Annotated in this window: 10 protein-coding genes; 6 read left to right on the forward strand and 4 right to left on the reverse strand. The window is 72.3% G+C overall.

Annotation, left to right across the window (positions count from 1 at the left end; all coding sequences use genetic code 11):
- Positions 1 to 65: 65 nt before the first annotated feature.
- The 5 genes from VT50_RS18875 to VT50_RS18895 all read left to right on the forward strand — a co-directional run bounded on the left by VT50_RS18875 (position 66) and on the right by VT50_RS18895 (position 7,175).
- Positions 66 to 1,259, forward strand: coding sequence for a PAS domain-containing protein (locus VT50_RS18875; RefSeq protein ID WP_046089222.1), 1,194 nt, complete (start codon positions 66 to 68; stop codon positions 1,257 to 1,259).
- A gap of 344 nt (positions 1,260 to 1,603) precedes the next feature.
- The gene (locus tag VT50_RS18880) at positions 1,604 to 2,569 is read left to right on the forward strand and encodes a TIGR03557 family F420-dependent LLM class oxidoreductase (protein ID WP_046089221.1); all 966 of its coding nucleotides are present in this window, start codon (positions 1,604 to 1,606) and stop codon (positions 2,567 to 2,569) included.
- A 47-nt stretch (positions 2,570 to 2,616) separates the two neighbouring features.
- Positions 2,617 to 4,422 carry a thiamine pyrophosphate-requiring protein gene (locus tag VT50_RS18885; protein ID WP_046089220.1) on the forward strand — a complete coding sequence of 602 codons (1,806 nt, stop codon included), beginning with the start codon at positions 2,617 to 2,619 and terminating at the stop codon, positions 4,420 to 4,422.
- Between the two features lie 102 nt (positions 4,423 to 4,524).
- Entirely contained in the window at positions 4,525 to 5,079 is a 555-nt protein-coding gene (locus VT50_RS18890; protein ID WP_046089219.1) for a type 1 glutamine amidotransferase domain-containing protein, read from the forward strand.
- A complete protein-coding gene (locus tag VT50_RS18895) occupies positions 5,076 to 7,175 on the forward strand; it encodes a catalase (RefSeq protein WP_046089218.1) in 2,100 nt (699 codons plus the stop codon). Before VT50_RS18890 ends, VT50_RS18895 begins: the two co-directional genes overlap by 4 nt.
- Before the next feature lie 20 nt (positions 7,176 to 7,195).
- On the opposite strand, the gene VT50_RS18900 is transcribed toward VT50_RS18895, so the two are convergent.
- From VT50_RS18900 to VT50_RS18910, 3 genes are read right to left on the reverse strand one after another with little or no spacing between them, the layout of a single operon-like run.
- Entirely contained in the window at positions 7,196 to 9,304 is a 2,109-nt protein-coding gene (locus VT50_RS18900) for a protein kinase domain-containing protein (protein ID WP_046089217.1), read from the reverse strand.
- A 22-nt stretch (positions 9,305 to 9,326) separates the two neighbouring features.
- Complete coding sequence (locus VT50_RS18905) at positions 9,327 to 11,543, reverse strand: serine/threonine-protein kinase (RefSeq protein WP_075200496.1); 2,217 nt, start codon at positions 11,541 to 11,543, stop codon at positions 9,327 to 9,329.
- Between the two features lie 4 nt (positions 11,544 to 11,547).
- Positions 11,548 to 12,516, reverse strand: coding sequence for a serine/threonine protein kinase (locus VT50_RS18910; protein WP_046089216.1), 969 nt, complete (start codon positions 12,514 to 12,516; stop codon positions 11,548 to 11,550).
- Between the two features lie 142 nt (positions 12,517 to 12,658).
- On the opposite strand from VT50_RS18910, the gene VT50_RS18915 reads away from it, so the two are divergent.
- On the forward strand, positions 12,659 to 13,171 hold the full coding sequence (locus VT50_RS18915) for a DUF3592 domain-containing protein (RefSeq protein WP_046089215.1): 513 nt from the start codon (positions 12,659 to 12,661) through the stop codon (positions 13,169 to 13,171).
- A gap of 46 nt (positions 13,172 to 13,217) precedes the next feature.
- On the opposite strand, the gene VT50_RS18920 is transcribed toward VT50_RS18915, so the two are convergent.
- Positions 13,218 to 13,793, reverse strand: coding sequence for a TIGR03086 family metal-binding protein (locus VT50_RS18920; RefSeq protein WP_046089214.1), 576 nt, complete (start codon positions 13,791 to 13,793; stop codon positions 13,218 to 13,220).
- Between the last annotated feature and the right edge of the window lie 2 nt (positions 13,794 to 13,795).

Raw genomic sequence — 13,795 nt, forward strand, 5'->3', positions numbered from 1 at the left:
CACGTCCTTGAGGGGAAAACACCACCCGTGCGACCCCGCGCACGCGGGCAGGCTACGGTGTGCCCATGCCAGACGCACAGGGGTTTGGTGCGGAGTTCACAGACTTCCGCAGACGCGTTGACGAATTGCGGACCGCGCGGGCGCTGCCCTCGCAGGAGCGGTCGTCCCTGCTGGACGCCGCTCTCTTCGAACTCCAGCATGTGGTGGATGTGCTGTGGCCACGGTACGAGGAGCTGACGGCCGCCTCGTCCCGGACCCCCGGCGGCGGCCGGGGCGACCCGCAGGAGCAGCAGCTGCTGCGGGCGCTGTTCCAGCGGCTGCCGATCGCCACGGTGCTGCTGGACCGGAATGCCGTGGTGCGGCGGATGAACTTCACCGCCACCCAGCTGTTCCGCACCCGGGCCGGATACGCCACCGGGCGCCCGCTCACCGCCGCGCTCCGGCGCGACGGGCAGGCGGCGCTGCGGTCGCAGGTCGCCGCGGTGGCGCGCGGTGAGGGCGACCGCAGTCTGACGGTGTGGCTGTCGCAGCCGCCCGTCCACGGCGAGGTGCGGGTCACCCTGGCCGCGCTGCGCCCGCCGGGCGAGCCGCACCCGGCGGTGCTTGCGGCGTTCCAGCCCGGGGTGGCCGAGCCGTCGGGGGGCGAGGGGACGGCAGGGGCGTGGGCCCAGGAGTCGCGGCCGGATCTGGGCGAGGTGTCCCGCCATGCCGAGCTGCTTGACCTGGTGGACGACATGGCGGCGGCGCTGCTGGAGGCGGGCCCGGCCGGGGGCGGTCCGGAGGCGGTGCTCGCGGCGGCGGCGGAGGTGCTGCACGGCCGGTTCGCGGACTGGGTGATCGCCGACCTGGCCCCGGAGGACGGCCCCGGCAACCCGCGCCGGGCGTTGGCCCTCGGCCCGCGGGACGCGGCGGGCGACCGTACGGCATCGGTGGCCGAGCAGGACCCGGCCGACTGCCCCCTGGTGGTGGACGCGCTGTACGACGGGGCCTCCGCGCTGCGGGTGGGCCCGATCGACGCCGACGCCTTCGGGCGGGACGCGACGGGCGCTCCGGTGCTGGTGCGGGAGGAGGTCACCTCGCTGCTGTGTCTGCCCCTGCGCGCCGGTGCGGGCCCGGTCCTGGGGGCGCTCACACTCTTCCGTACGGGCGGGCGCGGGGCCTTCGAGATGGCGGAGGCGGGGGTGGCGGACCGGATCTCCCGCCATATCGCCCTGGCCATGGCGCACCCGGCCGAGCGCGCCCCGGCCCCCGGGGCGTGAGTCAGCCCGGGCCCGCGGTCAGGCGACACCCGCGCCCGCCTGTCCGCCCGGCCGGGCGCGGGTGTGGCTCCGCGGATGGCTGAGGTGGGCTCGGGGATGTGCTCGTACGGACGTCATATGCCGTACCTCCCTTGAGCTGTCGTCGGTCTCACCACGGGGGCAAAATCGAACGAAGAGGGCGATCCGGTGGTCACACCTGTGGCGGCCGGGCCGCTCCCGTGGCGTGCCTCCGGGCCGAAGCACAGAGTTCGCCTGCCCCTCCCCGGCCCGGTCAAACGAGGTTTCCTTCCCCGGGCCCCGGTTACCCGTCGCATCTGCCGCAATCCGCGCTCGAGGAGGGCCCCATGACCGACTACGGCTACTTCCTGGCCGCGGAAGAGCACGGGCCCGCGGACCTCGTCGAGCAGGCGCGGATGGCGGAGCAGGCCGGTTTCAGCCATCTGTGGATCTCGGACCACTACCACCCGTGGAATGACGCCCAGGGCCAGAGCTCGTTCGTCTGGTCGGTGATCGGCGCCCTCGCGCAGGCCACCAGCCTGCCCGTGCAGACCGCGGTGACCTGCCCCATCATCCGCGTCCACCCGGCCATCGTGGCCCAGGCCGCCGCGACCAGCGCGGTGCTGCTCGATGGCCGCTTCCGGCTGGGCGTGGGCAGCGGCGAGGCGCTGAACGAACATGTGCTGGGCGACCGCTGGCCGCCCGCGCCGATCCGGCTGGAGATGCTGGAGGAGGCCGTGATGGTGATGCGCCAGCTCTTCGAGGGGCGCCGGGTCACCCATCACGGCAAGCACTACACGGTGGAGAACGCCCGGCTGTACACACTGCCCCAGGAGCCGGTGCCCATCGATATCGCGGCCTTCGGATCGGCCGCCGCCGCGCTGGCCGGACGGGTCGGCGACGGCTTCATCACGATGACCCCGGACGCGGAGCTGGTGGCGCGGTTCCGGCGGGGCAGCGGCGCCGGGGGCAACAGCAAGACGGCCAGCGGCGGGCTGAAGGTGGCGTACGGCCCGGACCCCGACGAGGCGCTGCGCACCGCCCACCGGCTGTGGCCGACCGAGGGGCTGCCCGGTGAGGTGCTGTCGACGCTGACCACCCCGGGCCAGTTCGAGCAGGCCGCCCAGCTCGTCACCGCCGAGCGCATCGCCGGGGAAGTGCTCTGCGGGGATGACGCGGAGGCGCATGTGGCGGCGCTGAACGCGTACGCGGAGGCCGGATTCGACACCGTCTACGTCAATCAGATCGGCCCCGACCAGCGCGGCTTCTTCGACTTCTACCGCACCAAGGTGCTGCCGCAGGTGGCCGGTTGACAGCGATCGCCGGGAAGGGCGACCGCCGAGAGGAGCGATGACCCACCATGACCATGAAAGTGGCCGACTACATCCTCGCCCGACTCTCGGAGTGGGGTGTCGAGCATGTGTTCGGCTACCCGGGAGACGGGATCAACGGTCTGCTCGCCGCATGGGGGCGGGCCGACAACGAGCCCCGGTTCATCCAGGCCCGGCACGAGGAGATGGCCGCGTTCCAGGCCGTGGGCTACGCCAAGTTCAGCGGACGCCTCGGCGTCTGCGCGGCCACCTCGGGACCGGGCGCGATCCACCTGCTGAACGGGCTGTACGACGCCAAGATGGACCACGTCCCGGTGGTGGCGCTGGTCGGCCAGACCCACCGCAGCGCGATGGGCGGCTCGTACCAGCAGGAGGTGGATCTGCACAGCCTCTTCAAGGACGTGGCCTCCGACTTCCTGGAGACGGTCACCGTCCCCGAGCAGCTGCCCAACGTCCTGGACCGGGCCATCCGCACGGCCTACGCCCGCCGCGCCCCCACCGCCGTGATCATCCCGGCGGACGTGCAGGACCTCGACTACTCCGCGCCCACCCACGAGTTCAAGATGGTGCCGTCCAGCCTGGACCGCAGCGGCTGGTCCGCGGTGCCCTCCAAGAGCGCGGTGGAGCGGGCCGCGGAGGTGCTGAACGCGGGCGAGCGGGTGGCGGTCCTGGTCGGCCAGGGCGCGGCCGGTGCGCGCAAGGAGGTGCAGCGGGCCGCCGAAACCCTCGGCGCCGGGGTGGCCAAGGCGCTGCTCGGCCTGGATGTGCTCAGCGATGAACTGCCCTATGTCACCGGGTCCACCGGGCTGCTGGGGACCCGGCCCTCGTATGAGCTGATGCGGGACTGCGACACCCTGCTGACCATCGGCTCCAGCTTTCCGTACAGCCAGTTCCTGCCGGAGTTCGGCAAGGCGCGCGGGGTCCAGATCGATCTCGATCCGCACATGATCGGGATGCGCTATCCGTACGAGGTCAACCTGGTCGGCGACGCGCGCGAGACCCTGCTGCGGCTGCTGCCGCTGCTGGAGCGCAAGGAGGCGCGCGACTGGCAGGAGGAGATCATCGAGGGTGTACGGCGCTGGCGCGAGGTGATGGACTCCCGGGCCGAGGTGTCCGCCGACCCGGTCAACCCCGAGTACGTGGCCCACTGCCTGGACCCGCTGCTGCCCTCCGACACCATCGTCACCTGCGACTCCGGCTCCGTCGCCAACTGGTACGCCCGCCATCTGCGGATGCGCGGCGAGATGCGCGGCTCGCTGTCGGGCACGCTGGCCACGATGGGCTGCGGGGTGCCGTACGCGATCGGCGCCAAGTTCGCCCGTCCGGACCGGCCCGCGGTGGCGCTGGTCGGGGACGGTGCGATGCAGATGAACGGCCTGGCCGAGCTGATCACCGTGGCCAAGTACCGCCAGTTGTGGGAGGACCCCCGGCTGGTGATCGCCATCTGGAACAACCAGGACCTCAACCAGGTCACCTGGGAGATGCGGGCGATGGGCGGGGCGCCGCAGTTCGTGCCCTCGCAGGCGATCCCCGATGTCTCCTACGCGCGGTTCGCCGAATCGCTCGGCATGACCGGCATCCGGGTGGAGAAGCCCGAGCAGGTCGAGCGGGCGTGGCGGGAGGCGCTGGGCGCGGACGGCCCGGCGGTCGTGGAGTTCCTCACCGATCCGGACGTCCCCCCGATCCCGCCGCACGCCACCCGGGAGCAGATGGAGGCCACGGCCGAGTCGATCATCAAGGGCGACCCGGACCGGGCGGGCATGGTCCGCCAGGGCCTGAAGGCGAAGGTGCAGGAGTTCCTGCCGCACCGGAAGAAGACATCGGACGACGACTGATGCATCCGGTGTTCCCGTTTTGATCCCGTCCGCGCTGGCTACCCGCCGCACCGGACGAGCGCGATTCCCGGACCTGAAGAGACCGGAAGGACGTGAGCAGCAATGAAGGTCGCCTTTCTCGTCGCCCCGGAAGGCGTGGAGCAGGTCGAGCTGACCGACCCCTGGCAGGCGGTCCGGGACGCCGGCGGCACCCCCCGTCTGGTGTCCACCAAGCCCGGCCGCATCCAGGCGTTCGACCACCTCGACAAGGCGGACACCTTCGAGGTCGACCAGGTCGTGAAGGACGCCACGGTCGAGGAGTACGACGCCCTGGTGCTGCCCGGCGGGGTGGCCAACCCCGACTTCCTGCGCCTGGACAAGGCGGCCGTCGCCTTCGCCCGGGGCTTCTTCGACGCGGGCAAGCCGGTGGCCGCGATCTGCCACGCCCCCTGGACGCTGGTGGAGGCCGACGTCGTACGCGGCCGCACCCTGACCTCCTGGCCGAGTCTGCACACCGACATCACCAACGCCGGCGGGACATGGGTGGACGAGCAGGTCAAGGTCTGCACCGACGGCCCCAACGCCCTGATCACCAGCCGCAGGCCGGATGATCTCAAGGCGTTCCGCGAGGCGTTCCTGGAGGAGTTCGCGAAGACGACGAAGGGATCGGCACGATGACGGAGGACCGCAAGGAGCGGCAGCGCGAGATGTACCGCGCGCCCGACCCCGCCGAAGGGCCGCTGACCACCGACCAGGGCGTGGCCGTGGACCACACCGATGACTCCCTCACCGTGGGTGAGCGCGGCCCGACCCTGATGGAGGACTTCCACTTCCGCGAGAAGATCACCCACTTCGACCACGAGCGCATCCCGGAGCGGGTGGTGCACGCGCGGGGCGCGGGCGCGTACGGCTATTTCGAGCCGTACGAGTCCTGCGCGGAGTTCACCCGCGCCGCCTTCCTCCAGGATCCGTCCGTGCGCACCCCGGTCTTCGTGCGGTTCTCCACCGTGCAGGGCCCCCGGGGCTCGGCGGACACGGTGCGGGACGTGCGGGGCTTCGCGACGAAGTTCTACACCTCGGAGGGCAACTACGACCTGGTCGGCAACAACATGCCGGTCTTCTTCATCCAGGACGGAATCAAGTTCCCCGACTTCGTGCACGCGCTCAAGCCGGAGCCGCAGAACGAGATCCCGACCGGCGCCTCCGCCCATGACACCCTGTGGGACTTCGTCTCGCTCCAGCCCGAGACCATGCACATGATGATGTGGCTGATGTCGGACCGGGCGATTCCGCGCAGCTACCGGATGATGCAGGGCTTCGGGGTGCACACGTTCCGCTTCGTGGACGCCCAGGGCCGCGGCACCTTTGTGAAGTTCCACTGGAAGCCGAAGCTGGGCGTCCACTCACTGGTGTGGGACGAGGCGCAGGAGTGCGCCGGCCGCGACCCGGACTTCAACCGGCGCGATCTGTGGGAGGCGATCGAGGCGGGTCAGTACCCCGAGTACGAGCTGGGGGTGCAGCTGATCCCGGAGGAGGACGAGTTCAACTTCGATGTCGATCTGCTCGACGCCACGAAGATCATTCCGGAGGAGCAGGTGCCGGTGCGGCCGATCGGCCATATGGTCCTGGACCGCAACCCGGACAACTTCTTCGCGGAGACCGAGCAGGTGGCCTTCCACACCGCCAATGTGGTCCCCGGGATCGACTTCACCAACGACCCGCTGCTCCAGGCCCGGAACTTCTCCTACCTGGACACCCAGCTGATCCGGCTGGGCGGGCCCAACTTCGCGCAGCTCCCGGTCAACCAGCCGGTCGCCCCGGCCCGCACCAACCAGCGGGACGGCTACCACCAGAGCACGCTCCACACGGGGACGAACTACTCCCCCAACTCACTCGGCGGCGGCTGCCCGGCCCTGGCGGGGGCGGACGGCTATGCCTTCTCCCACTACGCGGAGCGGGTCGAGGGCCATAAGATCCGCAAGCGGAGCGAGTCCTTCAAGGACTTCTACAGCCAGGCCGCGCTGTTCTGGAACAGCATGAGCGACTGGGAGAGGCGCCATATCGTGGACGCCTTCCGCTTCGAGCTGGGCAAGGTCGAGGCGGTGCACGTACGGGAGCGCACGGTCGAGCAACTGGCCCAGGTCGACTACGACCTGGCCACGCAGGTGGCCCAGGGCATCGGCGTCGCACTGCCCGAGCCCGGCGCCAACAACCACAAACCCCAGGCCTCGCCCGCCCTGAGCCTGGAGAACCTCCAGGGCGACGGCTCGATCCGCACCCGCCAGATCGCGGTCCTGGTCATGGACGGCGTGGACACCGGCCAGCTCGCCCAGGCCCAGGAGGCGCTGACCGCCCAGGGCGCCGTCGTCGAGGCCCTCGCCCCGCACGACGGCAAGGTGCTCGGCGCCGACGGCAACGGCTACGCGGTGGACCGCGCCCTCCCCACGGTCGCCTCCGTCCTCTACGACGCCGTCCTCCTCCCCGGCGGCCCCACCGGCACCCCCGGTCTGGCCTCGGACGACGAGGCGATGCGCTTCGTCCGCGACGCCTACCGCCACGGCAAGCCCATCGGCGCCCTGGGCTCCGGTGTCGGCATCCTCTCCACCCTGGACCCCGAAGGCCTCCACATCGCCTCCGGCCACGGCCACGTGTGCACCGACCGCGGCGTCGTCACGGACACCACGACGGGCACGGCCAGCGAGGAGTTCACCCGGGCCTTCAGCGAAGCCATAGCCACCCACCGCCACTGGAACCGGCCCCGGGCCCGCTGCTGAGCCGGGGCCGCCGGTCACGGTCAGCGGTCGGAGAACACCGGCAGCGCGTACAGCGAGGAGTCGTTCATGATGAACACCCGGTTGCCGTCCGCCACGATCCAGCGGCGCTCCGAGTCGGGGATCTCGTAGGACCAGCCGACCCTGCCGTCGGACACGTCCACCGTATTCACCTCGCTGAAGCCGGTGCCGTCGATCGACCACACCCCGGTGCCCTGTACGAGCACCGGGGCGTGATTGTCGCCCTCCGCGTGCCCGTCCCAGACCTCGCCGCCGTCATCGGGGTTCAGCCGCCTGGGCGTCGTCCCGTGGGTGGCGTAGACGGCGTCCGGGTAGGCCGTCGGCGGGCCCCAGGTCTCGGGGTGGTGCCAGGCGTCCTTCTCCTCCTTGGTCCACAGTTCCTTCCCGTCGGAGATCCGGCGGGCCGTCAGTGACTTTCCGTTGAGGTACACCGTCCCGCCGTGCACGGCCGGCCGGATCTGGTCCTCTGACTGCCCCGGCAGGTCCCACACCCGGCGGCCGTTGGCCGTGTCCACCACGAGTACGTCGCCGCCGGACGTGGCCAGGACCAGCCGGTCCCGGCCGGTGACGCCGGGCGGCCGGATCTTGCCGCGGAGGTCCGCGGGGACCCGTGCCGTCCAGCGGATCCTCGCGTCGGAGCGGCCGACGCCGCGCAGCCGGCCGTCCTTGGTCACGAGGTACACCGCCTCGTCGTCCGAGGCCAGCAGCGAAGCGGCGTCGGCGTCGGCGGTCCACTTGGCCTCTCCGGTGGACGCCACGAAGGTACGCAGCGTTCCTCCGGCGTCGACGGCCGCGATCAGGCGGTCCGAGAGCGAGAGATAGCGGCCGGCCGCGCGGACCCGGGGCGACCTCCAACGGCGCTTGCCATCCACGACGTTGTACGCCGCGATGCCGCCGTCCTTGTGGCCGAAGACGATGACGTCCCGCACCGGCAGCATCGCCGGGGAGTCGTCGGCGAGCACGTCGATCGGCCCCCACAGCGCCTTGGGCGGCTTGCCGGAGAGGTAATCGCCGTCGTCGGCGGAGAGCACGTGCGCCGAGGGGGTCTTGACCGCGGCGGGGAAGGTGAAGAGGTTGCTCTTCGCCGACCCCTCGCCCCCGTCATCGCGCGAGCGCAGCCACCAGGCGACCGCGCCACCGCCCGTGGCGAGCGCCACGCCGCCGCCCGCCGCGATGCCGGTGAGCACGCGGCGGCGGGCCACGGGGCGCGGTGCGCCGCCCGCGGTCAGCGTGGTCAGGCGGTCAACGCTGGTCTCGCGCTCCTTGATCTCCTCGGCCACCCGGCCGCGCCGCCAGATCCGCTCGGAGCCCCGTGGCGTCCCGAAGGCCGCGACGATCTGGGCCGGAGTGGGCCGTCCCGCGGGGTCCTTGGCCAGGCAGGGGCCGATGAGCGAGCGCAGTTCGTCCGACAGGCCGTCCAGGGAGGGCTCCTCGTGCACGACCTTGTACTGCACGGCGGCCACATGGGTGCCTTCGTACGCGGGCCGGCCGGTGGCCGCGTACACCAGGACCGCGCCGAGCGAGAACACGTCGGCGGGCGGCGCGACCCGTCGGCCCAGCACCTGCTCCGGGGCCCCGTACCCCGGGGTGACCGGGATCTGACCCGTGGTGGTGAGGGTGAGGCCGTGCTCGGGGCGGGCGATGCCGAAGTCGATGACGCGCGGCCCGCGCGAGGTGAGGACGATGTTCGGCGGCTTGAGGTCCCGGTGGATGAGACCGGCGGCGTGGATGTCCTCCAGGGTGCGCGCGATCGACGAGGCGAGGGCGCGCACGGCCGGTCCATCGAACGGCCCGTAGGTGTCGACGGCCTGGTCGAGGGTGGGCCCGGCCAGGAACTCGGTGGCGATCCAGGGGCGTCCGCCCTCGGTCTGGGCACCGAGGACGGACGCGACCCCGTCGCTCGTGACGGCCTGTGCCGCCCGTGCCTCGCGCACGAAGCGCTGGGCGAGGTGGGTGTCGTGTGCGAGCTCGGGACGGAGCACCTTGACCGCGGAGACCGTACCGGTGTTGTCCTGTCCGACGTACACCTTGCCCATGCCGCCTTCACCGAGCACACCGATCAGGCGGTACGGCCCGAGGCGGAGCGGGTCGCCGGTGCCGAGGGTCTTCATGGATGACGGCTTTCTTCAGGGGTCACTGGAGGGGGAACGCGGCGAAGAAGTGGCCGCCCAGGGCGATGACCACATTGCTCCGCTCCTGTGCGATGAAGCGGTCCCCGGAGGTCTTGTAGAGCCGGGCGGGGGTGCGGCTGGAGAGGTCGATGGCCGCGAGGGTCCCGGCGCCCTTGCGGTACACATGGTCGCTGCCGACGACCGGGCGGTCGGTGACGGCCGCGTCCACCCCGTTGCCGCCCCTCTCCACCCACTTCGGCTTGCCGCTGCGGGCGTCCGCCGCGACCAGGCCCGTGCCCTTCTCCACCGCGTACAGGACGCCGTCCTTGACGGACGGCGGCCCGTACGTCCGCCCGGGGCGGGCCGAGCCGGAGCTCCACGCCTGTCCGCCGTCGCTCAGCCTCAGCGCCCGGAGCTGCCCGCAGCCCAGATAGACGTGGTCCCGGTCCACTGTCAGCGGTAGGCGCACCGAGTCCGGCTTGGCGACGGCCAGTGGCTTGTCCCAGATCACGTCGCCGGTACGGGTGTCGCGCGCGATGACCCGCACCTTTCCCCCGTTCGTCTCCTGCAAGGCGACCAGACGGTTGCCGACGACGGTGGCGGACAGGAAGTGGAGCCGGTCGCTGCCGTCCGGACGCGACGGCAGCGGCTTGGACCACCGCCTCTTCCCCGTGTCGGCGTCGATCGCGAACACGGACCAGGACTGGCTCGGGAGAAAGCCGTCCATGGAGTACTCCCCCTTCCCCGCCACCACGTACAGAACGCCGTCGCTGACGCACAGCAGCTGGTTCTCGTACATGACACCGTTGAGATCGGAGAACTCGGCCAGGGGCTTGTGGGCTCTTCCGCTGGTGAGGTCGACACTCGCGAGCTGCAGGGGCCAGGGGTCGCCCTTGTGTCCCTCGGCCCCTTTCGGCTCCAGGAGCTGATAGAGCTCGTCGCCGTCCGGGGCGAGCTGCCAGGTGCGTTCCCCCTTGTCGGACACCCACGCGACCCCTCCGCTGGTCGCGTTGAAGGCCGCCAGACCAGTGCCCGCCACCAGCATCGCCAGGTCGCGGGCGGCGATCGGGGCCGCGGGGATGAGATCGTCCGGCGGCCCGGCCACCTGCTTCTGCCACAGCGAGTCGAGCTTCTTCTTCGGCAGCGGTCTGACGCTGGGACCGGGGGTCGGCTTCCTGAAGGGCGCCGCCGGGTCGTCCCCCTTGCTGAGGGCCCAGGAGCCCACTCCGGCGGCGGCCAGGCCGGCCACCGAGCCGCCCCCCACGATCAGGAGACGGCGGCGGGACAGACCGGTCGGCTCCGGCGGTGCCGCCGGAGGCGGTGGCGGCTCCTGGGCCGGAGCCGGGAGCCTCGCGGGTGTGAACTGCCAGACCTCGGTGGCCCGGCGGCCGATCTCATCCAGCACCAGGTCCGGCAGATGGTCCGCGAACTCACCGCTGCCGTCGTGGAGTTGGGCGCCCAGGGCCGCGGTGGTCGGCCGCTGCGACGGGTCCTTGGCCAGGGCGTGGGCCAGCACCGGGGCGAGGGCGGCCGGAACGGCCGAGAGGTCGGGCTCGGTGAAGCGGACCCGGTAGAGCAGGTCCGCGGGCCTGCCGTCGCCGAAGGGGCCGCGGCCGGTGGCGGCGAACACCAGGACCGCCGCCAGTGCGAAGACGTCTCCCGCCGGGGTGTGTTCCTGGTCCGTCGCCTGCTCCGGCGACATGAACGCCGGTGTGCCGACGGCGGCGCCCGTGCGGGTGAGGCGGTCGTCGCCGATGGCGCGGGCGATGCCGAAGTCGATGACCTTCGGTCCGTACGCGGTGACGATGATGTTGGACGGTTTGAGGTCCCGGTGCACCACTTCCGAGAGATGCAGTTGGCCGAGCGCGCCGCACAGGGCCGCGCCCAGCGCGCGCACCGAGGTCTCGGGCAGTGGGCCGGAGCGGTCGACCGCCTCGTCCAGTGGCGGGCCGAGCACATACTCGGTGGCCAGCCACGGGGTTTCGGCGAAGGGGTCGGCCGCCACGACCTCCGCGCCGTACCGGCCGCCGATGACCCGGGCCGCGTCGGTCTCCAGGCGGAACCGGCTGCGGAGTTGGGGGTCCGCGGCGATGCGGGCGTGCATCGTCTTCAGGGCGATGCCGCGGCCGCCCGGAGAGCGGCCCAGATACACGGTGCCCATGCCGCCGCTGCCCAGCCGGGCGGTCAGCCGGTACGAGCCGAGTTCGTACGGGTCGTCGTGGGTGAGGGGAAACAGCATGGGGTCAGTCCTGGCGGTGCGTGGTCACGGGCTGGCGGGCTGAGGGCTCCGCGGCGAGGACGCGGGCCGACTGGTGGGCGATGGCAGCGATCACGCGGCCGGGCAGCCAGCCGGGGCCCAGCACCGCCTCGGCGCGGCTCGCGGGCCGCTGGTCCACCTCGGTCGCCGGGTGGGGGGCGGGGGCAGGGGAGGAGGCGGGCCCGGTCACCGGCGCGCCCACGGCGCTGAACACGTCCAGCAGTTCGGCCGGCCGCGGCCGGGCCGCGGGGTCCCGTGAGACACAGCGGCGCAGAACGGCGCGCAGGGCGGCGGGGAATTGATGGCTTTCGGGGACGGTGTGGCCGGTCGCGGCATAGGCGAGGGTCGCGCCGAGCGCATAGATGTCGCCCATGGGGTCCGGTCTCCCGCCCGCCGCCTGCTCCGGTGGCAGGCTGCCCGATTCGAGTCCCGGCAGGCCCGAGCGGGGCACTCCGTCCGGGGCCGCGACCCGTACCGCACCGAAACAGCCGAGGCGGGGGCCGTCGGCCGCGAGCAGCACCGCGGCGGGTGAGACCCCCGCGTGTGCCAGGCCCTGCCCGTGCCCGATGGAGAGGGTCTCCACGAGGGCCGCGCCGATGGCCCGTACGGTGCGCTCCGGGAGGGGTCCGCCGTGCACCAGCAGAGCGGTGGGCAGCGGGAGCGCGGGCAGATAGGGGCGCGCGTGCCACGGGGCCTCGTCCGGCCCGGCGAGTTCGGTGGCCGGGGACGACCACGGGCCGAGGAGATACCGGGAGGAGTCGGCCTCGGCCATGAAGCGCAGCGGGTCGGCGCCCTCCGTGGGAACGCTGATGAGGACCGTACGGCCGCCATCGGCGCTGCGGGCGATGTAACGGCCCTCCGGAACGGGCATGCCGGACGCACCGTCGTCCAGACCCGTGACCACGCGGTAGGGCCCGGTACGCCCCGGACGGCCCCCTTGGTGTGGCGCGTGCATAAAAGTCAATCCCCCGTACGACGACTCAGCGCCGCGAGCCTACTAGAACACCGGTTCGCGGCCGTGGGCCGATTCCCTCCCGGGCCCCGTCCGGCCGTCGGCTACGGTGCCGGTCGGAGCGACGGGCGGAGGAGTACATCCGATGGAGAGCCTGCTGCGCCGGTGGCGGACCACGGTGGCCGCAGCCGCGGTGACGCTGATCGGCGCCCTGGTCCTGACAGCACAGATATCAGAACTCAGCAGCGGTGAGCGGGAGTTGAGCGCACTGCGGGACCACGGGCAGCGGGTGCGGGCGCGGGCGACCCTGACCACCAGTTGCACCGAGGCGCGGCAGGAGATCGACTGCACCACCTCCTCGGTGCGGCTGGACTTCACCGATCGGTCCGGTGTGCCCGTCAGCGCCCGGGAGAAGACCATCGACGGCTCGCTCTATGTGCCGCAGGGCCACCGGGACGGCGCGGGCCGGGTGCCGACCACCGTCGTCTACGACCGGGCCGACCCGTATCGGGCCCAGGCCGCCGGTGCCCTGGACCAGGGAGTCCTCGATCTGGCGTCGCATCACTGGATCGCGTGGACGGTCGGCCTCGTGCTGCTCGGCGGCGGCGTCACCGGTGGCGTCGCCGCGTGGCCCGAGCGCGCGGAACGCCGCCCCTGACCGCTGGCCCGCGCGGCCGCGGCGGGTCCGGCGGCACCGCACGCGCCTACGGCTCACGGCCCAGCAGCGCCAGCAGCCGGGCCTGCGCGTCAGCCCCCGCCGGGGGTTCGACCGGCGCCGCGAACAACCCGCTCTCCTCCAGATCCGCCACGTACGGCGCGACCTCCCGCACCGAAAAGTCCACCAGCGGCTTGGGAATGCGCTCATCCGCCCCGATGGCCCGGGCCAGATCCCACGCGTGCACCGCCGCGTCAGCCGTCATCTGCGCGCAGTAATGCGTCGCGGGGCTCTCCCCGTACGAGAGGCCGACCGTCCGGTCGAGCGCACCCGGCTCGCGGAACGCGTCCCGCGCCGCGTTCGCCACCACGTCCCACGTGGCGACGGGGTCGTCACCGAGCAGATCGCCTTCCAGCGCATCGCTCCGGTCGCCGACGCTCGCCCCTTCCCGGACCAGCGGCGGCACCCACATCTGCTCGACGGCGAGATGGTTCACCAGGTTGCGCACCGTCCACTCGGTGCAGGGCGTGGGGTCGTCCCACTGATCGGGCCGGATCGCGTGCACCCGTTCGGTGAAGAGGTCCAGCGCCTCGCGGTGCCTGGTCAGCAGCGGATTCTCCGCCATGG

Origin of the sequence: Streptomyces antioxidans, assembly GCF_000968685.2 — a bacterium.
GTDB classification, from domain to species: domain Bacteria; phylum Actinomycetota; class Actinomycetes; order Streptomycetales; family Streptomycetaceae; genus Streptomyces; species Streptomyces antioxidans.